Genomic DNA, 25,848 nt, shown 5'->3' on the forward strand with positions numbered 1-25,848 from the left:
GCCGGATCTGGAAGCACAGTAATGTGTGGAGGTGACCGGTACTAATAGGCCGAGGGCTTGTCCATAGAGGCTCGCGTCCACTGTGTTGGTTCTGAAACCACGAACAGCCCCGCTGTATAGGCGGTGCGGTGTTCACAGTTTCATAGTGTTTCGGTGGTTATAGCGTGAGGGAAACGCCCGGTTACATTCCGAACCCGGAAGCTAAGCCTTACAGCGCCGATGGTACTGCAGGGGGGACCCTGTGGGAGAGTAGGACGCCGCCGAACAAATTTTGAAGAAAACCCCCGTACCGTAAATCGGTACGGGGGTTTTCTGCGTTCGGCTACGGTGTCTGACATGAGCTACAAGATCCGGTCCATACGTGCGGACGAGTGGCGCGCCGCAAAGGAGTTGCGGCTTGCCGCGTTGCGGGATCCGGTTGCGCCGATCGCCTTTCTCACGACCTATGAGGAGGCCGTGGCGCGGCCGGACTCCTTCTGGCAGGAGCAGGCAGCCGGCGCCTGCGAGGGGGCCGAAGGAGCGCAGCAGATCATCGCCGAGGGGCCGGACGGGGTGTGGGTCGGGACATTGACCGTGCTGGTCGAGGAACCGGGGACGACCGACTGGGCAGGGTTTCCGGTGGAGCGGAAGCAGGGCCATGTCGTCGCTGTGTTCGTACGGCCCGAGGAGCGGGGGAACGGGCTGACCGAGGTGATGTTCGACGCCGCCCTGGAGTGGTCGTGGGCGCGGGGTGCGGAGCGGGTGCGGCTCATCGTGCACGAGGAGAACGGGCGGGCGCAGCGGTTCTATCGCAAGGTCGGGTTCGTGCCGACTGGGGTGACCGTGCCGCTCGGTGAGGGGGCCGGTGAGTCCGAGTTGGAGTTCGTCATCGAGCGGGCCTAGGTGGCCGGGCTACACGGGGAGTTCGTCGTGCGGCCAGCGGGAGCGGGCCTGTTCCCGTGACCGGAGCAGGGCCAGGGTCGGCATACCCCGGTCCGCTCCGGTGGCCAGCAGCTCCGGGAGCTGGGGAAGCGGAGCCACGGCGGCGACGTCGTCCAGGACGAGCGTCAGTGGTGGGTCGAGGCGACCGGAGGATGACCGTTCGGCCATGCGCCGGCCGCGCTCGACCACGCTTGCGGCGAGGGCCGTCAGGAGTGGCATGGCGCCCGGGTTGGCTCGGGGGTCCTCGATGGATTCACCCACCAGATAAAGCGTGCCCGCTTCATGGACGAAGGAATCCAAGGTGAGGGCATCAGTTCGGTTTGGAGTGCAGGCCTCGCGGATGTTGACGGTGCTGAGGGCGGAGAGGGCCCGGGTTGTCAACTCCTGAGCCATGTCGCGGCGTTCCGGGTGGGCGGTCAGGGCGGCTTCGAGTTCGCCTGCCGCGCCCGGGGCCGCCTTCGGGTTCGTACGGAGGGTTCGTACGGCGTCCTGGATTTGGGTGCCCTGGGACCAGCGGTGGACGTGGCGGATGGTGCGGCCGTCGATGGCCGCGGCGTGCAGATAGCTGCGCAGGAGCGTTTCGGCGACCGCCGCGAGAGCCTGGTCCAGTTTGGCGGTCGGGCGGATCGGTGCGAGGAGGGCGGCGGCTCGCTGTGTCGCCGTATCCCTGTCCTCGCAGCCGGCGGTGGGGGACCAGTGGAGGCGGGCCGGGGTGTCGCAGAGGTGGGTCGGGTCGTAGAGGAGTACCGGGCCCAGTTTCGAGCGGGCGTCCTTGGTGTCCTGCCACAGGGCGGGGTTCGATGTGATGACGAGGGCGGGGCCTTCGGCGTCGCGTACTGCTCGGGTGGCCGTTTGCAGGCGGTTGTCCTTCGGGGCCACGAGGACTGGTTCCCACCCGGTCATCGGTTCGGTGAGCAGCGGGCTCTCGGGGTCCGCATCGGTCACCGTGTCCTCGGTGCGTTCCGTCGCCGCCGGCAGCTCAGGCTCCGTCCGCGGTGCGGGCACCTCCGCTTGTGCGGGTGAAGGGGCGGTCTGGGGTCCGTCCGCGGGTCGCTCCGGCTCTGGCGTAGCGGCCGTCTTTCCGGTGTGCCGCCCCGCTCTGACCGCCCGCCACCGTGCCACCGTCCCCATCACGAACACGGTCAGTACGACGATGACCATCAGCTGGCCGATGAACAGGCCCCAGAACAGCCCGTACCCGGAGAGCTGTTCCGCCGGGGTGTCCGGCCAGGCGCCCGTGATGTCGTGCGGTTCGGCGATCAGGGAGCGCATGGCGAGGGGTGTGCGCGTGAAGGTGACGCCGGTCGGCCAGGAGCCGTGTGAGAACAGGGCCGCCAGGCCCGTCGCTGTCCACACCAGCAGGGTCATGCCGAGGAGGAAGGCGAGTATGCCGATCAGCAGGCCGTCGGGGATGCCTCCCTGGCTGTCCCGGTGTTCGCGACGGTCGCGGCGGTCGTCCGGTCTCACGCTGCCCTCTCCTTACGCCTACGCCACCGTCGATTCGGAGTCGCCGAGGTGCTGTTCCACGAAGGCCGCCGCCCGCTCTTCCGCCTCCAGCTCTGCGGCGCGCAGGGCATCGTCGGTGAGGTCGCTGGCGGACTCGGTCATGGCCCGGTCGGTGAAGACGAGGGGGCGTTCGGTCTCGGTGACCAGGTGTTTGACGACCTGGACGTTGCCGTTGACGTCCCACACGGCGATGCCGGGAGTGAGGGTCGGGATGATCTCCACGGCCCAGCGTGGGAGGCCGAGGACCCGGCCTGTCGCCCTCGCCTCGTCCGCTTTCTGGGCGTAGATCGTCCTCGTGGACGCCATCTTGAGGATCGCGGCCGCCTCCTTCGCCGCCGCGCCGTCGACGACGTCCGACAGGTGGTGGACGACGGCGACGAAGGACAGACCGAGGCGGCGGCCGAACTTCAGCAGGCGCTGGAAGAGCTGGGCCACGAACGGGCTGTTGATGATGTGCCAGGCCTCCTCGACCAGGAAGATGCGCTTCTTCCGGTCGGGGCGGATCCAGGTGTGCTCCAGCCAGACGCCGACGATCGCCATCAGGATCGGCATGGCGATGGAGTTGCGGTCGATGTGGGACAAATCGAACACAATGAGGGGCGCGTCGAGGTCGATGCCGACCGTCGTGGGGCCGTCGAACATGCCCCTGAGGTCACCGTCGACCAGACGGTCCAGGACCAGGGCGACGTCCAGGCCCCACGCCCGTACGTCGTCTATGGCGACGTTCATCGCCTCCGCCGACTCCGGCTCGGGGTGCCGTAGCTGTTCGACGATGTCGGTGAGGACCGGCTGACGTTCGATGATCGTCTCGTTGACATAGGCGTGCGCGACCTTCAGGGCGAAGCCGGAGCGTTCGTCCAGGCCGTGGCCCATCGCGACCTCGATGATCGTGCGGAGCAGCGCGAGCTGGCCGGTCGTCGTGATCGACGGGTCGAGGGGGTTGAGGCGGATGCCGTGGTCCAGGGCGGCCGTCGGGTCCAGGCGGATGGGAGTTATCCCCAGCTCCTGCGCGATGAGGTTCCACTCGCCGACGCCGTCCTCGCCCTGGGCGTCCAGGACGACGACCTGGCGGTCTCGGAAGCGCAGCTGGCGCAGGACGTACGTCTTCTCCAGCGCGGACTTGCCGTTGCCGGACTCGCCGAGGACCAGCCAGTGCGGGGCGGGGAGCTGCTGGCCGTACAGCTGGAAGGGGTCGTAGATGTAGCCCTTTCCGGAGTAGACCTCGCGGCCGATGATGACGCCCGAGTCGCCCAGGCCGGGGGCGGCGGTCGGGAGGTAGACCGCCTGCGCCTGGCCCGTGGACGTGCGCACCGGCGGCCGGGTCGTCTCGACCTTCCCGAACAGGAAGGACGTGAAGGCGTCGGTGAGGACGGACAGCGGGTCCCGCATCAGGTCCTACCTCCGAATGCCGGTGGCGAAGGGGAGCGTGTTCACGAATGCCCGGTGGTGCTCCCGGTCGCACCATTCAAGCTTCAGATACGACTTTCCGGCGGACGCCCGGATGGTCCGCTTGTCGCGGGCCAGGGCCTCGGGGGTGCGGGAGGAGACGGTGATGTAGCCGACCAGGTTGACGCCGGCGGCACCGCTCGCGAGGTCCTCGCCGCGCTGGTCGAGGCGGGTGTGGGCGGCGACGTCGCGGGGATCGACGGTGCGGTTCATCTTGGCGGCGCGGCTGGCCTCCGCCTCGTCGTTGGTCTTCTCGGTCAGCATGCGCTCGATGGCGACCTCGGTGGGTTCGAGGTCCATCGTGACGGCGACCGTGCGGATGACGTCCGGGGTGTGGACGAGCAGGGGCGCCAGGAAGTTGACGCCGACCGGGGTCATCGGCCACTCCTTCACCCAGGCTGTGGCGTGGCACCACGGCGCGCGGGTCGACGACTCCCGGGTCTTGGCCTGGAGGAACGTCGGCTCCATGGCGTCCAGCTCGGCCGGCCAGGCGTTGCGCTTCGTCATCGCCTGGATGTGGTCGATGGGGTGGTCCGGGTCGTACATGGAGTGGATGAGGGAGGCGAGGCGGCCCTGGCCGAGGGGCTGCCGTACGCGGATGTCGGCCTCCTGCAGGCGCGAGCAGATGTCGGTCAGCTCGCGGGCCATGACGACCGCGAGACCGGCGTCCCGGTCGACCTTGCCGCCGTGCGGGCGGGCCGCGCGGGCCATCGCCATGGCCTCGGCGGCCAGTTCGCGGGTGTAGTGCATACAGGCGACGAGGTACGCGCGGTGCTGCTCGCTGCTCGTCGACACCATCGACTGGAGTTGGTCGTACGACTGCTGCAGCCAGCCCGGGGCCCGCTCGTCGCCGCGTACGGCGACGTCCTTGGCGTGGGCGTCGGGGTCGGCGGGGAGGGTGCGCGCGAGCATCTGAAGGCGCGTCACGAAGCCGTCGCCGTTGGCGACGTGCTTCAGCAGGGTGCCGAAGCGGTCGACGAGGGCTTCCTGGTCCTCGGAGTCGCGCAGGCCGACGCCCGGTCCCTCGATCTCGATGGCCGCTGTGACGGTTCGGCGGTCGGCGTGCAGGAGTACGGCGATCTCGTCGGGCCCGAAGGGGGCGGCCAGCCAGGTGATGCGGCCGATGCCCGGCGGCGGGCCGACCTCGACCTCGCGGCCGTCGATGCGGGTGCCGGCCTCCATGGCGCCGGAGCGGTAGGCGGTGCCCTGGCGGAGGGTGCGCTTGTAGCTGCGGTTGATCTCGAACCACTTGTAGAACGTCCGCTGCTTGTACGGCACGTAGACCGCGGCGAGCGCGAGCAGCGGGAAGCCCATGAGCAGCACGATGCGCAGGGACAGGACGGGGACGAGGAGCCCGCACATCATGCCGAGGAACGCGCCCGCGATGATCAGCGCGATCTCGCCGGTCTCGCGGTTGCGGCCGACGACCGCGTTCGGCCGGGAGCGGCCGATCAGATACGCACGGCGGGGCGTGACCGGATGGGACACGTGGGACTGCGTCGTCAACGCCCGTCACCTCCTGAACTGTTGCTGTTGCGGGTGTTGCTGGCGTGGGGGGTGTTCACCGGGCTTCCCGAGCGGGGCGCGGGTGCGGCGGAGGGGACAGATCCGCCGCCCCCGTTGGAGGAGCGCGAACTGTGCGCGGCGACTCCGCCGGAGGCGGGGTTCGAGGGGCGGGGCGAGTTCGACTGGCCTGCGCCGCCGTTGTTGTCCGTGCGGGAGCTGTGGGTCTTGATGCCCTGGGCGACGAGGGTCGCCGGGGAACTGATCACGGCGGCGGCCTTGCCCTCGGCGCCGCGCATGATGCGGTTGTTGCGGGAGCCGGCGATCTCGTCGCCGAAGCCCGGGACGAAGCGGTAGATCATCGCGCTGGCGAAGATGGCGAGCAGGATGATGGCGAGGCCCGAGACGACGGCCGAGAAGGCGTTCGGGCCGTCGTCGGAGGAGAGCGCGCCGGCCAGGCCGAGCACGATGACGATGACCGGCTTCACCAGGATGACGGCGATCATGATGCCGGCCCAGCGGCGGACGTGGCCCCACAGGTTCTTGTCGACCAGGCCCGCGTAGACGACGGTGCCGAGGAGGGCGCCGACGTAGAGCAGGGCGGCGCGGATGACGAGCTCCAGCCAGAGGATGCCGGCGGCGAGGATGCTGACCAGGGATACGACGATCAGCATGATCGGACCGCCGCCGATGTCCTCGCCCTTCTCCAGGGCGCCGGCGAAGGTGCCGAAGAACGTGTCCGTCTGGTCGCCGGTCGTCTTCGCCAGGACGTCTGTGATGCCGTCCGTTGCCGATACGACCGTGTAGAGGATCAGCGGCGTGAACGCGGACGCGAGGACTGTCAGCCAGAGGAAGCCGATTGCTTCGCTGATGGCGGTGGTGAGGGGGACGCCTCGGACTGCTCGCTTGGCGACGGCCAGGAGCCAGAGGAGGAGGGTGAGGATCGTCGACGCCGCGAAGACGACCGCGTACTGCTGGAGGAACTTGGGGTTCGTGAAGTCGACGTTCGCGGTGTCTTTTACGGCTTCGCTGAGCTGCTTGATGGTCCAGGAGGCGGCGTCGGCGCAGCCCTTGGCGAGGGAGGAGAGGGGGTCGAGGGTGGAGGTGGGGTCGGTTAGGGAGGGGGTGGAGGTGCCGTTGCGGGAGCCGCCGTTGTCTTGCTCGCAGTACTGCTTGGCGGGGCCGATGAGCAGGTCACAGGGGTCGTTGCTCGGCGTTGGCGTTGGCGTGGGAGCCGCGTAGGCGCGCGTGGCCAGCAGCACGGCACTGGTCTGAACGGCGGCCATCAAGGCCGTGAGCTTGAGTACGCGACGCGGGCTACCGGGCATACGTGAACCCTCCGTACTCTTCGATGGCCTTGCTGATCTCGTCGGAGGTGGCGGCTCTGTCGTCACCGGGCACCGGAGCCGGTCCGTCCTTTTGTGTGTCCGCGGTGATCTTCCAGTCGTTGTTGACCCACTGCAGGTCGAAGGTCCACGTCTTCCAGGTCGAGCTCACGGGATCGGTTGAGCTTTGGCCCGACATCCCGATGAGGCCCATGTACCAGACGGAGACCTTGGCGCTGCTCGTGCTGTACTGCTCGACCTTGGTGCCCACCGGCACGGTGCGCGATACGAACGTGCTGCCCTCGGGGGCGGCGCCGTTCTCGTCGAGGCCGAGCTTGCTGAGGAAGTCCGGCGAGTATGCCTGGTCCATCGCGCTCTGGAGTTTGGCAGCCGCCGTCGGCGTGTAGATGGTGTCGACGATGCTGTGCCGGCTGGCCTGGTTGAACATACCGGTCGAACCCAGCGTCACCGCGTAGTTGGCCGCCGCACTCTGCGCACCCTGCTCATCCTGTGCGAACCCCGCCGGAATCCCCCCGGCCTTCCCGTCCACCGGACGTGCCCCGCTCGCCGCCGTAGCGGAAGATTTCGGCTGGTTCTCGTCCCCGGCCGGGGAATCGGAGTCGTCGCCTCCACGGTTCGCGAAGGCGATCGCTGCGATGAGGAGGACCACCACGCCGACCACGGTGACCAGGCTCCGGGACGACGAACGACCGCCTCGCCGCGCGCCCCCGTACACGTCACCGCCGCTCTCGGGCAGCCGTGTGCGGGTCTGGCCCGTGCCTCCGTAACCTCCGGAGGACTCCCGCTCGTCTCCGAGACTCATGCCGCGTACGCCCCCTCGGCGTCGGACGAAAACACGTTGGAGTACGACGGTAGCCGTGCTGGTTCCCGCATGGGCGCGGTGTGGTGACTCGACATCAGGGAAACGCAACCTCAGCCGGTGAGCACGACGGGTGGGTGGGGGACTAGTGGGGGACTAGGGGGACCGGGCGTGCCCGGAGCGGACGGGGGAGACGGACGGGGAGAGGGACGCTAGACCGCCATGCCGTACACGATGGTGAACAGCGTGCCCAGTGAGCCGATGATGAAGACGCCCGTCAGACCGGCGATGATCAGCCCCTTGCCCTGCTCGGCGCTGAACGTGTCGCGCAGGGCCGTGGCGCCGATACGCTGTTTGGCCGCGCCCCAGATGGCGATGCCGAGGCAGATCAGGATGGCCACCGCCATCACGACCTCGATCATCACCTTCGCCTCGTTGCCCAGGCTGCCGAAGGGGCCCCAGTCCGGAGCGATCCCGCCGATGATGGTGTTGATGTCGCCCTTATCGGCCGCAAAGAGCATGTAAGTCACCGCCCCTGTTGGGTAGTTCCGCAGTCCCCCTGCGTCGCGCAGAGGTCAGGCCTCATTCTCGCCGACATTGTCGCCGTCGTATGTCGACTTGGCGTCATTGATGGGCGGGATTCGTACGAATAGCTCGTATGGTCACTCTGTGTATCACGGCAGGTCACGCCGGGCAACGATGCCTGAGCGGAACCTGTGGTGTGGTTCCGTCGTTGACCCACTTCACGGCCGACTGCCGCTCGTGACGGCTGGCCGGGTGAACTGGTCGGGTGACGGTTCGTGCCGTTGTTCTCCGGGTGAAGGCTACCGGTCGTCGTCGGTGGGACTCACGGCCCCACGTGGGCAGGGGTGGTGACGGAGGGTCAGCCGCCGGTTCGGCCGTACGTCCTCGTATGGGACTGCTTCTCGTGTGCCGGCCCGCCCGCCGGACGGCAGTGCCGTGGCCTCGCCCGTGATCCGGTCGGTCCTCGAGATAGCGGGGGCTACCCCTTGACCTCGGTGGCCCTGGCCACTAATTTGCGGTAAACGTCGACCCATAATCACCGAAAGGAGGCGACCGGCGGATGAACACCAGCTCTGATCTTGGTCGCCTCGCCCAGCGCACGGTCTGGGTTCCGGGTCGTATCGCGCACGGCTGCTGAGCACGCCGTTCTGATGTGCCCGTCCGTGGCACATTCCGAGTTTCCCGTCACCACCTTCCGGTACGTCGCTGTTGCGTGCCGTTTTGCGCCCGCTCCTTTCATGTGGCGCGCCTGAACACAGAAAGCTGCCTGGAATTGGCGAACATGATGAATCGATCTGTCACGCACCGAAACGAAGGCCTGTCATGACAGCGGCGCGGATCACGGTCAACGGGAAAGAAACACCGATTTCACCGGCTGCGCCGCACACCACCGTGCTGGACTTTCTGCGCGAGCGTGGCCTGACCGGTACCAAGGAGGGCTGCGCCGAGGGTGAATGCGGCGCCTGTTCGGTCCTCGTGGCCCGTCCCGGGGTGAACAAGCCCACCGACTGGGTGGCGGTCAACGCCTGCCTGGTCCCGGCCGCGGCGCTCGACGGTCAGGAGATCGTCACCTCCGAAGGTCTCGCCACGGTCGGCGAGCCCGGTACGCCGCCCGTCCTGCACCCGGTGCAGGAGGAGATGGCGGTCCGCGGTGGCTCCCAGTGCGGTTACTGCACGCCGGGGTTCATTTGCAGCATGGCCGCGGAGTACTACCGGCCGGGTCGCTGTGCGCACGCGGAATCCGTCGAGGGCGCGGATGTGGGCGAAAGCGCTGACGCCGAGCACGGTCCGAACGGTTTTGACCTGCACGCGCTGAGCGGAAACCTGTGCCGCTGCACCGGTTATCGTCCGATTCGCGATGCCGCGTTCGCCGTTGGGGAACCCACGGATGAGGATCCGCTGGCGCAGCGCCGCGAACAGTCCCCGCCCGCGCCGGTCGCCACCGAATACGCCCAGGACGGCAGTGCCTTCCTGCGGAAGGACACCCTCGCCGAAACGCTGCAGCTGCTGCGCGAGCGGCCCGACGCGGTGGTGGTCGCCGGCTCCACCGACTGGGGCGTGGAGGTGAATATCCGCTCCCGCCGGGCCGATTGCGTGATCGCCATCGACCGCCTTTCCGAATTGCGGGAGCTGCGTGTCGAGCCCGGTTTCATCGAGATCGGGGCGGCGCTGACGCTCACCGAGATCGAACGCCGCCTCGACGGCAGCGTCCCGCTGCTGGCAGAGCTGTTCCCGCAGTTCGCATCCCGGCTCATCCGCAACGGCGCGACCCTCGGCGGCAACCTGGGTACCGGCTCGCCCATCGGTGACAGCCCGCCGGTGCTGCTCGCCCTCGAGGCCTCGGTGGTGCTGGCCGACGCCAACGGCGAGCGCGATGTTCCGCTGGCCGACTACTTCACCGGCTACCGGCAGAGCGTGCGCCGTCCCGGCGAGCTGATCCGCGCGGTACGCGTCCCGCTGCCGCTGTCGCCGGTCGTGGCCTTCCACAAGATCGCCAAGCGGCGTTTCGACGACATCTCCAGCGTGGCGGTCGCTTTCGCGCTGGACATCGAGGACGGGATCGTCCGCAAGGCACGGATAGGCCTGGGTGGCGTGGCCGCCACCCCGATCCGTGCCCTCGCCACCGAGGCGGCCCTGGAGGGCCGGCCGTGGGCGGCGGAGAGTGTCGAGGCCGCGGCCCGGGTGCTGCGGGGCGAGGGCACGCCGATGGACGACCATCGCGCCAGCTCCCTCTACCGTTCCGCGATGCTCGGCCAGAGCCTGCTGAAGCTGTACGCACAGACCACCGAGGCGGTGTCGTCATGAGTCACCTGTCCGAGCGTCCCGAGAAGCCGGTCGTCGGCGTCTCCATGCCGCACGAGAGTGCCTTCCAGCACGTCACCGGCACCGCGCTCTACACCGACGACCTGATCCACCGCACCAAGGACGTGCTGCACGCCTACCCGGTGCAGGTCATGAAGGCCCACGGCCGGATCACCAAGCTGGACACCAAGCCCGCGCTCGACGTGCCCGGCGTGGTCCGGGTGCTGACCGGTGCCGATGTGCCCGGCGTCAACGACGCCGGCATGAAGCACGACGAGCCGCTCTTCCCCGACGAGGTCATGTTCTACGGCCACGCGGTGGCCTGGGTGCTCGGGGAGACCCTGGAGGCGGCCCGGCTCGGTGCCGCGGCCGTCGAGGTGGAGCTCGACGAGCAGCCCGCGCTGATCACGCTGCAGGACGCGATGGCGGCCGAGAGCTACCACGGTGCCCGGCCGCTGATGGAGACCGGCGACATCGACGCCGGCTTCGCCGACTCCGCGCACGTGTTCACCGGTGAGTTCCAGTTCGCCGGCCAGGAGCACTTCTACCTGGAGACCCACGCGTCCCTCGCCCAGGTCGACGAGAACGGCCAGATCTTCATCCAGAGCAGCACCCAGCACCCGTCGGAGACCCAGGAGATCGTCTCCCACGTCCTCGGTGTGCCCGCTCACGAGGTGACCGTGCAGTGCCTGCGGATGGGCGGCGGCTTCGGCGGCAAGGAGATGCAGCCGCACGGGTTCGCGGCCGTCGCCGCGCTCGGCGCCAAGCTGACCGGCCGCCCGGTGCGCTTCCGGCTCAACCGGACGCAGGACCTGACCATGTCCGGCAAGCGGCACGGCTTCCACGCCTCGTGGAAGATCGGCTTCGACACCGACGGCCGTATCCAGGCGCTCGACGCCACGCTGACCGCGGACGGCGGCTGGAGCCTGGACCTGTCCGAGCCGGTCCTGGCCCGCGCGCTGTGCCACATCGACAACACGTACTGGATCCCCAACGCGCGGGTCGCCGGTCGTATCGCCAAGACCAACACGGTCTCCAACACGGCCTTCCGCGGCTTCGGCGGCCCCCAGGGCATGCTGGTGATCGAGGACATCCTGGGCCGCGTCGCGCCGCGGCTCGGCCTCGACCCCATGGAGCTGCGCGAGCGCAACTTCTACCGGCCGGGCCAGGGCCAGACGACGCCGTACGGCCAGCCGGTCACGCAGGCCGAACGGATCTCCACCGTCTGGCAGCAGGTCCAGGAGAACGGCGGCATCGCCGACCGCAAGCGCGAGATCGCCGCGTTCAACGCCGCGCATCCGCACACCAAGCGGGCGCTCGCGATCACCGGCATCAAGTTCGGTATCTCGTTCAACCTCACCGCCTTCAACCAGGGCGGCGCGCTGGTGCTGATCTACAAGGACGGCTCCGTCCTGATCAACCATGGCGGCACCGAGATGGGCCAGGGCCTGCACACCAAGATGATCCAGGTGGCCGCGACCACCCTGGGCATCCCGGCGCACAAGGTCCGCCTCGCCCCGACGCGTACCGACAAGGTGCCCAACACCTCGGCGACCGCGGCCAGTTCGGGTGCGGACCTCAACGGCGGGGCCATCAAGAACGCCTGCGAGCAGCTGCGCGGGCGGCTGCTGCAGGTGGCCGCCTCCCAGCTGGGCGTCAACGCCTCCGACGTACGCATCGTCGAGGGCGTCGCGCGCGCCCTGGGCAGCGACAAGGAGCTGGCCTGGGACGAGCTGGTGCACACCGCGTACTTCCAGCGGGTGCAGCTGTCGGCGGCCGGTTTCTACCGGACCGAGGGGCTGCACTGGGACGTGAAGTCCTTCCGCGGCACGCCGTTCAAGTACTTCGCCTACGGTGCCGCCGCGACCGAGGTGGAGGTCGACGGGTTCACCGGGGCGTACCGCATCCGGCGCGTGGACATCGTGCACGACGTCGGCGAGAGCCTCTCCCCGATGATCGACATCGGTCAGGTCGAGGGCGGCTTCGTGCAGGGCGCGGGCTGGCTGACGCTGGAGGACCTGCGCTGGGACACCAGCGACGGGCCGCACCGCGGCCGGCTGCAGACCCAGGCGGCGAGCACGTACAAGCTGCCGAGCTTCTCCGAGATGCCGGAGGAGTTCAACGTCACGCTGCTGGAGAACGCCACGGAGGAGGGCGCGGTCTACGGCTCCAAGGCCGTGGGCGAGCCGCCGCTGATGCTCGCCTTCTCGGTGCGCGAGGCGTTGCGGCAGGCCGCCGCCGCGTTCGGGCCGAGCGGGGTCAGTGTCGATCTGGCCTCGCCCGCGACGCCGGAGGCGGTGTACTGGGCGATCCAGGAGGCCCGCAAGGTCTCCGGGCAGGGGGCCGCTGTCGACGGCCACGCCGTGGAAGCGCTGAGCGGTGCCTGACATGACGTGGATCGCCGCGGTCGCACGGTTGCGGGCACGCCGGGAGTTCGGCGTGCTGGTGACCGTCGCGACCGTGCGCGGCCATGCCCCGCGTGATGCCGGTGCGAAGCTCGTCGTGGGGCAGAGCGAGACCTGGGGGTCGATCGGTGGCGGCAACGTCGAGGCCGTCGCGATCGACCGGGCCCGGGAGATGATCGCCGCGTCCAAGCCGGAGCCGGAGCTGATGGACTTCGCCCTGAACGACAAGGTGACCAACCAGCACGGCGTGCAGTGCTGCGGCGGCACGGTCCAGGTGCTGCTCGAACCGCTGCCGGTGGTGAAGGCGGTGGCGATCTTCGGCGTGGGGCACGTCGGGCTGGAACTGGCGCGCATCCTGGCACGTCAGGACCTCGACCTCCATCTGATCGACAGCCGCTCCGACATCCTCACCGAGGAGCGGCTCGGCGTGCTGGCGGACGCGGTGGCGCAGGTGCATGTGCATCACACGCCGCTGCTGCCCGAGGAGGTGCTGGAGGACTTGCCGCGCGGCACCCACATCCTGATCATGACCCATGATCACGCCGAGGACGCCGCTCTGTGCGACGCCGCCCTGCGCACCACCCATCTCGGTTCGATCGGGTTGATCGGTTCGGCGGCGAAGTGGGTGCGGTTCCGCAAACGCCTCGCCACCGAGGGCGGCCACGACGACGCCACCATCGCCCGGATCAAGACCCCGATCGGGCTGGCCGACATCACCGGCAAGGAGCCCGCGACCATTGCCGTGAGCGTCGCCGCGGATCTGCTGCGCACCTTCGAAACCGGGGAGAACTGACCCGCCCGGTGTTCATACGAATCTACAAGCGGCGTCAGCCGACCAGTCAACTCCTTCATGGTTTCGGTGACTGACCCTCCACGGGGCCCGGCGGGTGTACTTGCGCTATTCCGCATTCCTAGTGAACGTCCAGCCGCGCTGATGCCCCCGGTGTCTGCCAAGAAGGAGTGACCGTGACCGCGTACACCCAAGAAAAGAGCATCGAGGAGATCGAGCGCGCCTGGATGGACGAGGCCATCGGCCTTGCCACCACCAGCGTGAAGAACGGCGGCGGTCCGTTCGGCGCACTGATCGCCAAGGACGGCGAGATCGTCGCGATCGGGAACAACAAGGTCACGTCGAACCTGGACCCGACGGCGCATGGCGAGGTGAGCGCGATCCGTGCCGCCTGCCAGAAGCTCGGCACCTTCTCGCTCGAGGGCTGCGTCCTGGTCACGTCGTGTGAGCCGTGCCCGATGTGTCTTTCCTCCGCGCTGTGGGCGCGAGTCGACCGGATCATCTTCGCCGCTGACCGGGACGACGCCGCGGTGGCCGGTTTCGACGACCGCAAGTTCTACGACCTCTTCGAAAAGAGGCCTGCGGAGCTGTGGCCGATGGCGATCGAGCGGGTGGAAATGCCGAACCGTACGGCGCCGTTCGACGCGTGGCTGGCCAAGGCGGACCGCATCGACTACTGAGCGACCGCCATGTGAACGAGGCCCCTGGGCTGCCGTGTTGGGACGACAGATGTCTCAGTACGGCGGCCCGGGGGCCTCGTCGGCTTTCTCCCTTTGTGCGCTTGTCCAACTCGCCCTGAGCTGCGGTTCCGTAGAAACCCACAAAGTCCGTGCCCCGGGTCGATCAAGGTTTCATGCTTTCAACGCCTGCCGAGAACAAGCCAGTTGGCGATGAACTCCTAGGACAAGCCGAACCAACGAACGGGGAAAGCCTTGTCCGAGAAGCAGTCTGCCCGCCAGATCGAGATCTCCTGGCCCGACCTCGGCATCACCGTCACCGCCGACCTCGACGACCGCAACCCGGCACTCGCCGACGCCCTCTGGGAGTCCCTGCCGTACCAGAGCCTCCAGGGACACGCCCTCATCGCGGGCGAACACCTCTACCACGTGGCGCCGATACCCACGCTGCTGCACACCCCCCACGCCACCCGTATCCCCGACCGCCGCGAGGCCCCCAACGGCACCGTGTTCTGCTCCGGCCTGCAGCACCTGGGCATCAAGTACGGCACCCTGACCGAGCCGATGCCCGCCACCCCCGTCGGCCAGGTGCGTGAGGCGGACATGCCCGCCCTGCTGGAGGCCGGGGCCGCGATCTGGGACGCCGTCTACTCGACGAAGAAGCAGATCCTCGCCGAAGTCCGCCGCGCGGGCGAGCCGGGCGGCCACCGCATCCCGATGCTCCACGCCACCAACACGGCCGCCAGCCATCTGATCGCCGACATCTACGCCGAGACCGAGAAGATCTGGCTCGCACCGCCGACCGAGCTGGACGACCTCCACCAGGGCATCATCCCCTCCCGGGCAGGAAACTTCGGCACCGTCCTGCCCACCCTGCTGTTCGTCAACGGCGAGACGCGGCCCCTGGGTTACGCCTCCTACGGCGGGCTCGTCCGCGCCGCCGTCCAGGGCATGCCCATGGACTCCCTCGTCCGCATGACCCGCCTGCTGGTCGGCGTCCCCGCCGAGTTCCTGGGCTACTGCGGTCTGGAGCAGCTGTGGGCGTTCACCCAGCGCTTCCTCGACGTCCTCGACCGCCTCGACCGTGACGACTTCTACGCCGTCACCAGCCAGATGGCGCTGTACATCAACTGCCTCGGCGGCTGGAACCTCCAGCTGTACCCGTGGGCGACCGGGGACCACCTGCGTCAGCAGGGCGCCACGGCGGGCGCGTCGGCGTGAGCGCCCTGCCTGCCCGCGCTGACGCCGTCGTCGTCGGCGGGGGAGTGATCGGAACCTCCGCCGCCTACCACCTCGCCGAAGCCGGCGTGAACACGGTGCTGCTGGAACGCGGAAGCCTCGGCGGCGGGGCGTCCGCGCACACGGCCGGCATGGTCCGCACCTACTTCCCCGGCGATCCCCGCACCGGGCAGCTGGCCGTGCGCAGCCTGAACGCCTATCACGACTTCGCCCGGCACACGGCGGCCCCCCTCGCCCTGAAGCGGCTCGGGTTCATGGTGCTGTTCACCGACGAACAGCAGATCGCCGCATTCGAGGCCGGCCATCAGGCCCAGCAGGCCGCCGGCGTCCAGGTCGGCCTGATCAGTGCCCGCGAGGCGTCCGAACTCAACCCGCTGGTCAACGAGCGCGCCATCCTGGCCGCCGCCTGGTCCCCCGAGGCGTACCACGTGGACGGCCTCGACATCGTCCGCGGCTACGCCGCCGCCGCCCGCAATCACGGCGCCCGCCTGTTCACCCACACCCCCGTCACACGCATCGACGACGACAACACCGTCCACACCCCGCAGGGCAGCATCGAGGCGGACAGCATCGTGTGCACGGCCGGGCCCTGGTCCGGCGAGGTGGCATCCATGGCGTCGGTCGACCTGCCGCTGCGGCCCCACGCGATCGAGATGCTGTTCACCGACATCCCGCCCTCCCCGCAGCGCGATCTGCCCATGACGATGCACGCCGCGTCCGGCCTGCGGATCCGCTCATGGAAGGACCGCATCCTCCTCGCCATGGGCGCACCCAAGCCCGGCGAGACACGCGAAGCCTGGCTCGGCCGCATCGCCGGCCATCTCGGCACCCTGTTCCCCGCCCTGGACGGCACCGGCCTGCATCGCGCGTGGAGCGGCGACTTCGACGCCAGCCCCGACAACACCGCCTTCATCGGCGAACACCCCACCCGCCGCTTCCTGTACGCGGCCGGATTCAGCGGCGCGGGTCTGTGCCAGGCGCCTGCGGCCGGGGAGCAGCTCCGCGACCTGCTGATCGTCAAGTAGCCCGATCCCGGACCCATCACGGACCCCTTCGCAGGTCCCAGCACAGGAAAGAATGCCGTGATTGTTCTCGCGTGTAACGGTTTCAGCCGGGTGTCGGAGTTCTTCTCCGAACGCCTGGGTGCGACCGGCATCAACAAGCACTACCTCTTGGGCCACGACGCCGCCGCCGCGCTCCTGATCGACGGCCGCCTGGTCGCCGCGGTGGAGGAAGAACGCCTCAACCGGGAGAAGAAGACCACCGACTTCCCCGCGAACGCGATCGACTGGTGCCTCAGGGAAGCCGGGATCTCGTTCGACGACGTCGACCTGTTCGCCTTCCCCTGGAACTGGTCCACCCAGGTGCTGAACGAGATCCTGGACGGCATCCGCACCGCGCCGATGCCGCAGGACGCGAAGAGCCGCCTCATGGGCGACATGGCGGACCTGTTCGACCAGGTCGTCAGCCACGAGGCGATGCTCGCGGACTTCGAGGCCCGCACCGGACACCGCCCCGACCCGGCCAAGGTCCGCTTCGTTCCGCACCACCTGGCCCACGCCACGACCGGCTACTACCTCGCCGGCATGACGGACTCCGCGTTCATCGTCAGCGACGGCCGCGCCGAACGCTTCTCGACCCTGACGGGCGAGATCCGCAACGGCCGGATCACCGTCTTCGACGACACCGTCACCGGCGCCCAGCACTCCATCGGCACCCTGTTCTCCGCCATCACCCGCTTCCTCGGCTTCGTCCCCAACAACGACGAGTACAAGGTGATGGGCCTGGCCGGATACGCCGCCCCCCCGACGCCGAACCCCTTCCTCGACAACCTCCTCAGGCTGCACGACGACGGTCGCTACACCTTCACCAAGCCCCTTCGGACCGACGACCTGCACAGTCACGACGCCCTGTTCGAGGAGTACTTCGGACCCTTCGAGGACACCCTCGAATACAAGGCCCGCGTCGCCGCCGCCGCGCAGCAGATGCTGAACGCCGCCACCGCCCACCAGGTCCGCCACCTGGAGCGGAGGACGGATCTCGACCGGCTGTTGTTCGAAGGCGGCGTCGCCCTGAACTGCCTGAACAACACCCCGATGTTCGAGGGCTCCCGGTTCGAGGACATGCAGGTCAGCTTCGGCGCCTCCGACACCGGCATCACCATCGGAGCCGCGGCCCACGCCTGGCTCAACCACCCCGGCACCGGCCCCGCGGACATCCTCGCCGCCTCCGCACCCGTCCCGCCCTATCTGGGTCCGGCCTACGACGACGCCGCGATCGAGGAGGCCCTGGAGGGTTTCACCGGCCGCGTCGTCGTCTCACGCCTGGACGACGACCTGGTCGTCGAGCAGGTGGCGAAGCTGCTGACGAAGAAGGTCGTCATCGGCTGGTTCGAAGGCCGTGTCGAGCACGGGCCGCGCGCGCTGGGGCATCGCAGCATCCTCGCCAATCCCGGCTTCCCCGACATCAAGGACATCATCAACACCCGGGTCAAGCACCGCGAACCCTTCCGCCCGTTCGCTCCCCTCGTCCTCGAGGAGCAGGCGCCGAAGATCTTCGACATGGGGCGCAAGACCAGTTCCCCGTACATGACGTTCGTCTTCCCCGTGCGGGACGAGTACCGGGACCGCATCCCCGGCGCCGTACACGTGGACTGCACCTCCCGGATCCAGACCCTGACGGACGAGGGAACCCCAAGACTTACGGCGCTGCTGCGGAGGTTCATCGAACTGACCGGCACGCCCTGCCTGATCAACACCTCGTTCAACGTCGCCGGCGAACCCATCGTCTGCACCCCTGCCGACGCCCTGAACTGCTTCATGGGCACCGAGATCGACTATCTCGTCCTCGGGAACCACCTCATCGCCAAGAGCCAGAAGAGCCAGAAGAGCCAGAAGAGCTAGGAGCACCCCGTGCCGATCCAGATCCAGCGCAAGCACACCATGTACCACTCCACCGTCCTGGAGGCCGACCCGGACACCGTGTGGGCGACCATCCGCGACGCCATGCAGATCCTGGAGATCGTGTCCCCCGGCGACCTGGACGTCCACCGGGACGTCAGCTGGGTGGAGGGCGGCTCGGTCGAAACCGTCCCGGCCCGCTACGACTTCAGGCTCACGCTCAGCGGCAAGGTCGTCCAGCAGGAGATCGCGGCCCGGGACGAGATCAACAGGACCCAGTCCTACCGGGCCGTCGCCCCCACCAGCGGAGTCGCCGGCTACGAGGCCACCATCCGGGTGTTCCCCATCACCAACGACCCGGCCCGCAGCTTCTTCGACTGGTCGCGCACCCTGGAGATCGCCGAGGACGCCGACCTGAGCGTGGTCGAGGGCATCATCGACATCATGGAGAAGCAGACCGACTGCGTACGGGACCACTTCGCGCAGACCGCGAAGTGAGCGATGTGACGACGCTCGTACTGCTGCGGCACGGCGAAACCCTGCTCACCCCGCAGCGGCGGCTCTCCGGCAGCGGAGGATCCAACCCGGGACTCTCCCCGGTCGGACGCCGCCAAGCCGAGGCGGCAGCGGACGCCCTCGCCCACCGCGGCGACATCGCGGCGGTCGTCACATCACCGATGCGGCGCTGCCAGGAGACCGCTGATGCCGCGGCCGCGCGCCTCGGCCTGAGCGTCCGGGTCGACCGGGATCTGCGGGAAGCGGACTTCGGCGCCTGGGAGGGCCTGACCTTCGGCGAGGTCCGCGAACGCTACCCGGACGACCTGAGCGCATGGCTCGCCTCGCCCGAGAGTCCACCCTCGGGCGCAAGCGAGACCATGCGACAGGTCGCCCGCCGGGTCGCCGCCGTACGAGACGGACTCCTGGCCCAGTACGCCGGCGCCACGGTGCTGGTCGTCTCCCACGTCGTCCCGCTCAGAACCCTGATCCGCCTCGCTCTCCAGGCCCCACCGCCCAGTGTGTTCCGCATGGAAGTCGCAGCGGCCTCCCTGTCGACGGTGACGTACGACGAGGACGGCACCGCCACGGTGCGGGCTCTCAACGACACCCACCACTTGAACTGAACTGCATGCCAAGGGACCGGCACGCGCCACGCGTGTCGGCTCCCTGGTGTGTTTTCAGGAGAGGCGGTGTCAGCGCGGCTTCAAGCCGTGCAGCAAATGGTGGACCAGGCCCTCCACCCCCGCCAGAGCCGCTTCCGGAGTCAGCCAGCCGCCCGCGATGAAGGCGGCCATGCCGTGCAGGGCGGCGCCCGTGACGAGGTTGAGTTCCTCCGGGTCGCCCTCGATGATCTCGCCGCGCTTCTGGGCGTCCGCGAGGACTCGTTCCATGCTCCCGACCGTCCGCTCGACCGCGGCCGCCATCTGCTCCGAGGCGTCGGGATCGTGCTTGCGGGCGTACATCAGCTCCAGCAACTCGGCGTTGTCGACGGCGAAGCCGAGGTAGGCCCGGGCCAGGGCGGTGAGGCGGCGTTCGAGGGGCAGTGCCGGGTCGTCGGCCGAGCCCAGGGTCTTGCCGAGCCGGTCGTACCCGGTCAGCGCCAGGGCGTTGAGCAGGGCCTGCTTGTCCTTGAAATGCCGGCCGGGGGCGGCGTGACTGACGCCGACCTCGCGGGCCAGCTCCCGGAGGGAAAGGGAGCCGGCGCCCTTGTCGCGCAGGGTGCGTTCCGCGGCGGTGAGCAGGGCGGCGCGCAGGTCTCCGTGGTGGTAGGGGCGGCTTTCGGGGCTCTCGGGCATGCGCACCATCGTAGCTTTATGTTGGCGATGCCATCTTTGTTGTCATTGACAGCATTGTTGGCGGCGCCTACATTGGGGTCATGGCTGACAAGACGAACCAGACGGGCAAGCCTTGGGACGCGACCCGCCTCCCCGACCTCACCGGCCGCACGGCCGTCATCACCGGGGCCAACAGCGGCCTCGGCCTCAGGGCGGCGGAGGCGCTGGCCGGGGCAGGGGCGCATGTGGTGTTCGCCGTACGAGACCTGGAGCGGGGTCGGGCAGCGGCGGCGACCGTGCACGGCAGCACGGAGGTACGGCGGCTGGACCTGGCCGACCTGTCCTCGGTGCGGGAGTTCGCGCACGGCTGGGAAGGCCGCCCGCTGGACCTGCTGATCAACAACGCGGGCGTGATGATGCTGCCGGAGCAGCGGACGCGGGACGGCTTCGAGATGCAGTTCGGCACGAACCATCTGGGTCACTTCACGCTGACGAACCTGCTGCTGCCGTACGTCACCGACCGGGTCGTCACACTCTCCTCGTCCGCCCACCGCATGGGCGACCGAAAGATCCACTTCGACGACCTGAACCTGACGGCGAACTACAGCCCGACCCGGGCCTACGCCCAGTCCAAGCTGGCGAACCTGTTGTTCGTGCTGGAACTCCAGCGCCGGCTGGCGGCGGCGGGATCATCCGTCCGGGCGGTGGCGGCGCACCCCGGCTGGGCCGCCACCAACCTCCAGAGCCACCACGGCAATCCGTTGGTGCGGGGGTTCATGCAGGTCGGCAACAAGCTGTTCGCCCAGGACGACCGGGCGGGCGCCTTGCCGACCCTGTTCGCCGCGACGCAGGACATCCCCGGCGCGAGTTACGTCGGCCCGGACGGCCTGGGCGAGTTGCGAGGCGCGCCGACGCTGGTGGGCCGCACCCGGGCGGCGAGCGATGCGGAGGCGGCGCGGCGGCTGTGGACGGTGTCCGAGGAACTCACGGGGGTGAGCTGGCCGTTGGGGAAGGTGGAGCGGGTGGCGGCCGAGCGGTAGTGCGCTCCGCCGCCACGACACGACTTCGGTCAGGTCACGACTCCGGCTGGGTCACCGTCAGAGCCCACCGGATGGTGTCCGACGAAGCGTCGACGCCGATCACGAAGGACCCGGAGCGGACCACGCCCGGGTCCATGGTCACCGAGCCCACCCCGGCCTCCCCGGCCGGGCAGTCGACCGAGAACGCGGCGACCTCCGTCTCCTGGGACATCCTCACCCGCACATCGCCGCCGCCCTCGCAGGCCACCGTGAGCACGGTCGGCAGCCCCTCCCACGCGCCACCGGACGCGACACCGCCGTCTCCGGTCTGCTCCGGCACCCACACCAGGCCCTCCGGCCCGGGATGGGGCAGCAGGACATCGGTCGACGCGGCGGCGGGCGCCGCCCCCAGGCCGGTCAGTCCGCAGGCCGCCAGTGCGGTCATGGCCAGGGCACGGCTGGTTCGTCTCACGTTGGTTCCCCCTCAAGTTGCCTTGGTGCTCGGTCAGTTGGCCAGTTGGTCAATTGGTCAATTGGCCAGTCGTATGGTCGCCGCACATTCTGCCGTGACGGATGACCTTGTGCCTGAGTATTCGTACTCAGGGGTAGGCCGTACTCGGAGGTGGTCGATCAATGCCGACTCCGACGCCGACGACAATGCCGAGCCTGCTCGGGGTGTTCGCGCATCCCGACGACGAGTCTCTGTCCTCCGGGGGAGTCCTCGCCCGGCACGCCGCCTCCGGGGCGCGCACGGCGGTCGTGACAGCGACCTGGACTCCGGGCACGCGGCGCGGTGCCGAACTCGCCGAGGCGGTGCGGATCCTCGGTGCCGGTGAGCCCCGGATGCTGGGCTACGCCGACGCGCGTGTGCCGCATTCCGCCCCGGGCGGTCCGCGGTTCCTCGACGCGCCGCTCGACGAGTCGGTGGGGCGGCTGGTGACTCACATACGGCAGTTCCGCCCGCAGATCGTCGTCACCCACGATGCCTACGGCGGCGTGACCGGCCACCCGGACCATGTGCACACGCACCGAGTGACCACCCTCGCGGTCCAGGCGGCCGGCCTGGAACGCCTCTACCCGGACGCCGGCGACCCCTGGCAGCCGAGCGCCCTGTACCTGGCGACGCACCCGCACTCAGCCCTCGGAGCGCTGGAGGAACTGGCTCGTGCGGGCAAGGGCATGAACACGGTCCCCGACGAGCGGGTCACGGCGACCGTCGACGTGAGTCCCTGGCTGAAGCAGAAGTGGGCGGCCGTACTGGCCCATCGCAGCGAGGTGGAGCGAGGGGCGGCGCCCGGCCTGCTCGCCGGCTTCGCGCCGGACGTCCGGGAGCGGATTCTCTCCACCGAGTGGTACACCCGGCAGGACGCGCTCTCCCCGGTGACCGCCCAGACGGAGCTGACCCCTTGAGCGACGGCTCGCCCACGCGCCCGCCCGACCGGCTTCAGAGCTACTCCGCGGCCAACGCCTCCCGCATGGCCTTCGCCGTGACGGTCGGGTCGTAGCCCTCCGGGACGCCCTCGACGAGGATGATGTCGCCCTCGATGTGCCGCGAGCGCAGGGGCGCGATCTCCTGGTAGGCGGGCGAGTCCCACCACGCCCGCGCCTCGGCGATCCCGGGGAAGCCGATGACCACGACGGCCCCCGGCCAACTGCCCTCCTTCGTCTCGTGCGGCGTGACGTGTACGAGGAATCGGCCGCCGTACGGCTCGAAGGTGGCGGGGATGCGCTCGATGTACTCCGCGACCTCCGGGTGCGGGGCGGCGTCCCGGAGGTGGGCTATGGCGTAGGCGGGCATGGTGGCCTCCCTGTCGGTCGGGCTCGTTCCCTCTGCTGACGATCGTGGCAGGAGGGCCGGCCGGAGGCGATGACCTGGGAGGTAATGCCTGCGGGGATCCGGGGACCCGGGGGCCCGGGTCCCCGGGGGTGTGGGCGTCGCGGGACCGGGTGCCGTTGCGAGCGGCTCGAAGGCGACGTCCAATCCGCGTGTGCGGAAGGGCGGTTGGACGGAGATCAGGGTGGCGCAAAGAGCCCGTGCGCGGGGGTGGGGTCTGTTGAGGGGTGCGCACCATGGGTACAACCTCTGTGCGCGGCGGGCCGCCCGGCGCTTTCCGCTGCCCGGATCGCTCGCCCCTGATCGGCGGGCCGCTTGCGAGTCCGCGCGTCTGGCATGCGGTTGGGAGGAGGCGGTGTTGGCAGAGGAGAATGCCCCTATTGCGTGGCGGAAGAGTAGTTACAGCGCCAACCAGAACCAGGAGGCTTGCTGTGAAGTAGCCCTCTTCCCGGCGGCGGCGTGCGTCCGCGACTCCAAGGTTCCTGATGGGGCGGTGCTCCGTTTCTCCTTCCCCGCCTGGCAGGTCGCGGTAGCGTACTTCGGTCGGGGACCGTCCGCTGGAGGCGTCCATGAGCAACTGTGATCCAGCCGATCGAGGCGGGGGCGTTCCGTACGGCCGGGGCGGGTTCGCGAGCTACTGCCTGGTGACGGGGCTCGTCGCCACGGCGGCGGGTGCGGCGGCGTCCTTGCTGGGTGGGGGGTTCGCCGTCCGGTTCGTCGTATGGGCCCTGGTCCTGCTCCTGGTGGCCGCGGCAGCCGGCTGGTGGTGGGCATGGGCGCCTGCTACCGCTCATCGGTGGACCGTGGGTCTTTTGGTGCGTCCGGCAGCGAGGGACGTACCGACTCGAATGCCTTCGCAAAGGTCCTGACCAAGAAAAAGGCCGCGCTGAAACTGCCCGCCAGGCATGCCTCGGGCGGGATGCCCATCCGGACGCCGGCGTACGCCACCAGGGTCAGGCCGGCCAGGGAGAACACAGCCAGTGCGGTCAGGTTGCGCAGGATCCGTATCAGGTCGTCCGTGTGGGCCCTTCTGCGGCGTATGGCGTTGTCCGTGTCGTCCTGGCGCAGGCGGCGCAGGCGTGCGCAGGTGTCATCGCTGGTGAGGCCCTGCGCGGTGAGGGAGTCAGGCACCGACGGTTCGCGGGTGGGAGCCCGGTTCGTCGGCCGAGTGGTCGTGCCGGGGGAGCGGCCGACGCCTGAGCGCCGGTCCTTTCGCCTCCGTTTCTCGTTCGCCATGGCCTCTTTGTTCCCCCGTCGGTGCCTGGTCGGATTCAGGAGCGGTTCACGTTCAGTTGGCCGAGGAGCTCGTCCAGCATCGAGAGCGACGCGTCCTGGCTCATCGATTTGTCGGTCAGGTCCTCGAAGCACTCCTGGTACCGGGCGACCATCTCGCGGTTGTCCCGGTTGGTGAGCACTCCGCCAGGACCGGAGACATACAGCACGTCCTCGTCGTCGCGGTAGCCGAAGAGGACGAAGCTGTCCTCCAGGCTGTCGTGGGCTCCGGCGCTGAGCGGCAGCACCTGGAGCCTGATCCTCTGGCTTTCCGTCAACTGCTTGATGTGCGCGAGCTGGTTGCGCATGACCCCCGCACCGCCGACCAGGCGGCGTAGCGCGGACTCGTCGACGATCATGGCCACTTCCGGGCCTCCGTCCGCGAAGGTGCGCTCCTGCCGCGCCGTCCTGAGATCGATGCCGCGCTGTACCTGGGTGGCGGTGGGCGAGGCGGCGAAGAGCGCGCCGATGTAGTCCGCGGTCTGGAGCAGACCGGGAATGAGGGTGGGGTGATACGCACGAACGGAGTCGGCGGCGCTCTCGTAGCCCAGGAACTGGGCGAATGGTGGCGAGATGATGTCGTTGTACTCCGACCACCATGACTGGCCCTTGCTGCCGCGCGCCGCCTGTTCCAACTCTTCTACGAGCGCGTCGTCGGTCACCTCGTACAAGCGGAGCATCGCCTGGAGGTCAGTGACGGACAGACTCACCGTGCCTGCCTCGATGCGGATCACTTTTGACAAGGACCAGTCAAGGCGGTCGGCCGCATCGCGTTGCGTCAGGCCTGTCTTGTCGCGCGCGGCCTTGAGCGCGAGACGCAGTTTGCGGCGGTTCAGGCTTGGGTCGGAGGCGGTGGGCATGCTCTTTGCTCCTTCTGGGCGCGCGCTGGACGCGCCTCAGTCAGTGCAAGCTGCCACGCGACCAGCTGCTGGGCAGATGTTGTCGGCGCCACCGTATGCCGACCATACCCTTGAAGCCAGTCGAACGGCTTTGGTCGGTTCGCTGTCAATCTTTTGGCTCAGATCGACATGAATTAACTCGATCGGGCGTAACCGATCTGGTCCCCTCATAACGAGAAGTACCCAAAAGACATGTGTCGAATCGACGGGGGCGACCGCCAGGTGAAGTGTGGTGAACATCACACTATAGGGGTGCTTCCCTTCGGTTCCTCGCCCGCGACCCCCGCCACGAAGTGGTCGAACTCGCCTGCCTGTACGCCGAGTACGAAGGCGTCCCACTTGCGGCGGTTGGTGGTGACCACGTTGTCCGGGGCGCTGGTCTCGCGGATGTAGACGGGGGCGTCACCGTCGTCGCCCTCCCCGAAGGCGATCTCGATCCAGGGGCCCGGGCCGGTGGCGTCGGGTGGGGCGGCGCGTTCCCAGGTGAGGTTCGCGGGGATGTCAGGCATGGGGGGAGACCTTCTTGAGGGTGGTGAGGAGGGCGTGGAAGGCGGTGGGGGTGGGGGTGAGTATCGCGCCGGTGGGGTCGCTGCTTTCGGTCAGGCGAATCGTTCCGGTGCCGCTGGCTATGTGCACGCAGGCCTCGCCTTCGCTGCAGTAGGAGGACTTCTGCCAGTGCCGGTTCATGGGCGTT

At 69.0% G+C, this 25,848-nt stretch carries 25 protein-coding genes, 1 rRNA gene and 1 pseudogene; 14 read left to right on the plus strand and 13 right to left on the minus strand.

Annotation, left to right across the window (positions count from 1 at the left end; all coding sequences use genetic code 11):
* Positions 1 to 149 precede the first annotated feature (149 nt).
* Positions 150 to 266 (plus strand): 5S ribosomal RNA (gene rrf / locus ACIBAG_RS03700).
* A gap of 70 nt (positions 267 to 336) precedes the next feature.
* Positions 337 to 882 carry a GNAT family N-acetyltransferase gene (locus ACIBAG_RS03705; protein ID WP_399100592.1) on the plus strand — a complete coding sequence of 182 codons (546 nt, stop codon included), beginning with the start codon at positions 337 to 339 and terminating at the stop codon, positions 880 to 882.
* A gap of 9 nt (positions 883 to 891) precedes the next feature.
* Here ACIBAG_RS03705 and ACIBAG_RS03710 read toward each other — a convergent pair whose 3' ends face one another.
* The 6 genes from ACIBAG_RS03710 to ACIBAG_RS03735 all read right to left on the minus strand — a co-directional run bounded on the left by ACIBAG_RS03710 (position 892) and on the right by ACIBAG_RS03735 (position 8,042).
* Entirely contained in the window at positions 892 to 2,388 is a 1,497-nt protein-coding gene (locus ACIBAG_RS03710; RefSeq protein WP_399100594.1) for a TraM recognition domain-containing protein, read from the minus strand.
* An 18-nt stretch (positions 2,389 to 2,406) separates the two neighbouring features.
* Entirely contained in the window at positions 2,407 to 3,816 is a 1,410-nt protein-coding gene (locus tag ACIBAG_RS03715) for an ATP-binding protein (protein ID WP_399100596.1), read from the minus strand.
* A gap of 6 nt (positions 3,817 to 3,822) precedes the next feature.
* Positions 3,823 to 5,379 carry an SCO6880 family protein gene (locus ACIBAG_RS03720; protein WP_399100598.1) on the minus strand — a complete coding sequence of 519 codons (1,557 nt, stop codon included), beginning with the start codon at positions 5,377 to 5,379 and terminating at the stop codon, positions 3,823 to 3,825.
* Positions 5,376 to 6,704, minus strand: coding sequence for a hypothetical protein (locus ACIBAG_RS03725; RefSeq protein WP_399100600.1), 1,329 nt, complete (start codon positions 6,702 to 6,704; stop codon positions 5,376 to 5,378). Before ACIBAG_RS03725 ends, ACIBAG_RS03720 begins: the two co-directional genes overlap by 4 nt.
* On the minus strand, positions 6,694 to 7,524 hold the full coding sequence (locus ACIBAG_RS03730; RefSeq protein WP_399100602.1) for a hypothetical protein: 831 nt from the start codon (positions 7,522 to 7,524) through the stop codon (positions 6,694 to 6,696). The genes ACIBAG_RS03725 and ACIBAG_RS03730 overlap by 11 nt, the downstream gene beginning before the upstream one ends.
* A 209-nt stretch (positions 7,525 to 7,733) precedes the next feature.
* Complete coding sequence (locus ACIBAG_RS03735; RefSeq protein ID WP_004000049.1) at positions 7,734 to 8,042, minus strand: hypothetical protein; 309 nt, start codon at positions 8,040 to 8,042, stop codon at positions 7,734 to 7,736.
* A gap of 826 nt (positions 8,043 to 8,868) precedes the next feature.
* Between ACIBAG_RS03735 and ACIBAG_RS03740 the strand changes: the two genes are divergently transcribed.
* From ACIBAG_RS03740 to ACIBAG_RS03780, 9 genes and pseudogenes are all read left to right on the plus strand, one after another.
* Complete coding sequence (locus tag ACIBAG_RS03740) at positions 8,869 to 10,350, plus strand: xanthine dehydrogenase small subunit (RefSeq protein WP_399100605.1); 1,482 nt, start codon at positions 8,869 to 8,871, stop codon at positions 10,348 to 10,350.
* A complete protein-coding gene (xdhB, locus tag ACIBAG_RS03745; RefSeq protein WP_399100608.1) occupies positions 10,347 to 12,734 on the plus strand; it encodes a xanthine dehydrogenase molybdopterin binding subunit in 2,388 nt (795 codons plus the stop codon). Before ACIBAG_RS03740 ends, xdhB begins: the two co-directional genes overlap by 4 nt.
* 1 nt (position 12,735) lies before the next feature.
* Entirely contained in the window at positions 12,736 to 13,545 is an 810-nt protein-coding gene (xdhC, locus tag ACIBAG_RS03750) for a xanthine dehydrogenase accessory protein XdhC (protein ID WP_399100610.1), read from the plus strand.
* Between the two features lie 173 nt (positions 13,546 to 13,718).
* Entirely contained in the window at positions 13,719 to 14,222 is a 504-nt protein-coding gene (locus ACIBAG_RS03755) for a nucleoside deaminase (protein WP_399100612.1), read from the plus strand.
* A 252-nt stretch (positions 14,223 to 14,474) separates the two neighbouring features.
* The gene (locus tag ACIBAG_RS03760) at positions 14,475 to 15,440 is read left to right on the plus strand and encodes a hypothetical protein (protein ID WP_399100614.1); all 966 of its coding nucleotides are present in this window, start codon (positions 14,475 to 14,477) and stop codon (positions 15,438 to 15,440) included.
* Positions 15,437 to 16,483, plus strand: a complete 1,047-nt coding sequence (locus ACIBAG_RS03765) for an NAD(P)/FAD-dependent oxidoreductase (protein WP_399100616.1) — start codon at positions 15,437 to 15,439, stop codon at positions 16,481 to 16,483. Before ACIBAG_RS03760 ends, ACIBAG_RS03765 begins: the two co-directional genes overlap by 4 nt.
* A gap of 57 nt (positions 16,484 to 16,540) precedes the next feature.
* Positions 16,541 to 18,361 (plus strand): carbamoyltransferase, encoded by a 1,821-nt coding sequence (locus ACIBAG_RS03770; protein ID WP_399100618.1) that lies wholly within the window; start codon positions 16,541 to 16,543, stop codon positions 18,359 to 18,361.
* 9 nt (positions 18,362 to 18,370) lie between these two features.
* Entirely contained in the window at positions 18,371 to 18,856 is a 486-nt protein-coding gene (locus tag ACIBAG_RS03775; protein ID WP_399100620.1) for an SRPBCC family protein, read from the plus strand.
* A gap of 8 nt (positions 18,857 to 18,864) precedes the next feature.
* Positions 18,865 to 19,479 (plus strand): annotated as a pseudogene (locus tag ACIBAG_RS03780) (histidine phosphatase family protein); the annotation flags it as partial.
* Positions 19,480 to 19,548: 69 nt separating this feature from the next.
* Here ACIBAG_RS03780 and ACIBAG_RS03785 read toward each other — a convergent pair.
* Positions 19,549 to 20,160 carry a TetR/AcrR family transcriptional regulator gene (locus ACIBAG_RS03785; RefSeq protein WP_399100622.1) on the minus strand — a complete coding sequence of 204 codons (612 nt, stop codon included), beginning with the start codon at positions 20,158 to 20,160 and terminating at the stop codon, positions 19,549 to 19,551.
* A gap of 71 nt (positions 20,161 to 20,231) precedes the next feature.
* Between ACIBAG_RS03785 and ACIBAG_RS03790 the strand changes: the two genes are divergently transcribed.
* The gene (locus tag ACIBAG_RS03790) at positions 20,232 to 21,170 is read left to right on the plus strand and encodes an oxidoreductase (RefSeq protein WP_399100624.1); all 939 of its coding nucleotides are present in this window, start codon (positions 20,232 to 20,234) and stop codon (positions 21,168 to 21,170) included.
* A 34-nt stretch (positions 21,171 to 21,204) separates the two neighbouring features.
* On the opposite strand, the gene ACIBAG_RS03795 is transcribed toward ACIBAG_RS03790, so the two are convergent.
* Complete coding sequence (locus ACIBAG_RS03795; protein WP_399100626.1) at positions 21,205 to 21,621, minus strand: hypothetical protein; 417 nt, start codon at positions 21,619 to 21,621, stop codon at positions 21,205 to 21,207.
* A 161-nt stretch (positions 21,622 to 21,782) separates the two neighbouring features.
* On the opposite strand from ACIBAG_RS03795, the gene ACIBAG_RS03800 reads away from it, so the two are divergent.
* Positions 21,783 to 22,559 (plus strand): PIG-L family deacetylase, encoded by a 777-nt coding sequence (locus tag ACIBAG_RS03800; protein ID WP_399100628.1) that lies wholly within the window; start codon positions 21,783 to 21,785, stop codon positions 22,557 to 22,559.
* A gap of 40 nt (positions 22,560 to 22,599) precedes the next feature.
* Here ACIBAG_RS03800 and ACIBAG_RS03805 read toward each other — a convergent pair whose 3' ends face one another.
* Positions 22,600 to 22,947 carry a DUF1330 domain-containing protein gene (locus ACIBAG_RS03805; RefSeq protein WP_399100631.1) on the minus strand — a complete coding sequence of 116 codons (348 nt, stop codon included), beginning with the start codon at positions 22,945 to 22,947 and terminating at the stop codon, positions 22,600 to 22,602.
* Positions 22,948 to 23,338: 391 nt separating this feature from the next.
* On the opposite strand from ACIBAG_RS03805, the gene ACIBAG_RS03810 reads away from it, so the two are divergent.
* Complete coding sequence (locus tag ACIBAG_RS03810) at positions 23,339 to 23,566, plus strand: DUF397 domain-containing protein (RefSeq protein ID WP_399100633.1); 228 nt, start codon at positions 23,339 to 23,341, stop codon at positions 23,564 to 23,566.
* A gap of 200 nt (positions 23,567 to 23,766) precedes the next feature.
* Here ACIBAG_RS03810 and ACIBAG_RS03815 read toward each other — a convergent pair whose 3' ends face one another.
* The 4 genes from ACIBAG_RS03815 to ACIBAG_RS03830 all read right to left on the minus strand — a co-directional run bounded on the left by ACIBAG_RS03815 (position 23,767) and on the right by ACIBAG_RS03830 (position 25,841).
* Entirely contained in the window at positions 23,767 to 24,114 is a 348-nt protein-coding gene (locus tag ACIBAG_RS03815; protein WP_399100635.1) for a hypothetical protein, read from the minus strand.
* A 140-nt stretch (positions 24,115 to 24,254) separates the two neighbouring features.
* Entirely contained in the window at positions 24,255 to 25,115 is an 861-nt protein-coding gene (locus tag ACIBAG_RS03820; protein WP_399100637.1) for a helix-turn-helix domain-containing protein, read from the minus strand.
* Between the two features lie 278 nt (positions 25,116 to 25,393).
* Complete coding sequence (locus tag ACIBAG_RS03825) at positions 25,394 to 25,663, minus strand: DUF397 domain-containing protein (RefSeq protein WP_399100639.1); 270 nt, start codon at positions 25,661 to 25,663, stop codon at positions 25,394 to 25,396.
* Positions 25,656 to 25,841 carry a DUF397 domain-containing protein gene (locus tag ACIBAG_RS03830; protein WP_399100641.1) on the minus strand — a complete coding sequence of 62 codons (186 nt, stop codon included), beginning with the start codon at positions 25,839 to 25,841 and terminating at the stop codon, positions 25,656 to 25,658. Before ACIBAG_RS03830 ends, ACIBAG_RS03825 begins: the two co-directional genes overlap by 8 nt.
* Positions 25,842 to 25,848: the final 7 nt, after the last annotated feature.

It is taken from the genome of Streptomyces sp. NPDC051243 (assembly GCF_044455405.1).
In the GTDB taxonomy this organism is placed as follows: Bacteria; Actinomycetota; Actinomycetes; order Streptomycetales; family Streptomycetaceae; genus Streptomyces.

Coding starts and splice junctions, on each gene's coding strand:
- ACIBAG_RS03705 (WP_399100592.1), top strand. CDS start 337: ATGAGCTACAAGATCCGGTCCATACGTGCGGACGAGTGGCGCGCCGCA.
- ACIBAG_RS03715 (WP_399100596.1), bottom strand. CDS start 3,816: ATGCGGGACCCGCTGTCCGTCCTCACCGACGCCTTCACGTCCTTCCTG.
- ACIBAG_RS03725 (WP_399100600.1), bottom strand. CDS start 6,704: ATGCCCGGTAGCCCGCGTCGCGTACTCAAGCTCACGGCCTTGATGGCC.
- ACIBAG_RS03730 (WP_399100602.1), bottom strand. CDS start 7,524: ATGAGTCTCGGAGACGAGCGGGAGTCCTCCGGAGGTTACGGAGGCACG.
- ACIBAG_RS03735 (WP_004000049.1), bottom strand. CDS start 8,042: ATGCTCTTTGCGGCCGATAAGGGCGACATCAACACCATCATCGGCGGG.
- ACIBAG_RS03740 (WP_399100605.1), top strand. CDS start 8,869: ATGACAGCGGCGCGGATCACGGTCAACGGGAAAGAAACACCGATTTCA.
- xdhB (WP_399100608.1), top strand. CDS start 10,347: ATGAGTCACCTGTCCGAGCGTCCCGAGAAGCCGGTCGTCGGCGTCTCC.
- xdhC (WP_399100610.1), top strand. CDS start 12,736: ATGACGTGGATCGCCGCGGTCGCACGGTTGCGGGCACGCCGGGAGTTC.
- ACIBAG_RS03785 (WP_399100622.1), bottom strand. CDS start 20,160: ATGGTGCGCATGCCCGAGAGCCCCGAAAGCCGCCCCTACCACCACGGA.
- ACIBAG_RS03790 (WP_399100624.1), top strand. CDS start 20,232: ATGGCTGACAAGACGAACCAGACGGGCAAGCCTTGGGACGCGACCCGC.
- ACIBAG_RS03800 (WP_399100628.1), top strand. CDS start 21,783: ATGCCGACTCCGACGCCGACGACAATGCCGAGCCTGCTCGGGGTGTTC.
- ACIBAG_RS03805 (WP_399100631.1), bottom strand. CDS start 22,947: ATGCCCGCCTACGCCATAGCCCACCTCCGGGACGCCGCCCCGCACCCG.
- ACIBAG_RS03820 (WP_399100637.1), bottom strand. CDS start 25,115: ATGCCCACCGCCTCCGACCCAAGCCTGAACCGCCGCAAACTGCGTCTC.
- ACIBAG_RS03825 (WP_399100639.1), bottom strand. CDS start 25,663: ATGCCTGACATCCCCGCGAACCTCACCTGGGAACGCGCCGCCCCACCC.
- ACIBAG_RS03830 (WP_399100641.1), bottom strand. CDS start 25,841: ATGAACCGGCACTGGCAGAAGTCCTCCTACTGCAGCGAAGGCGAGGCC.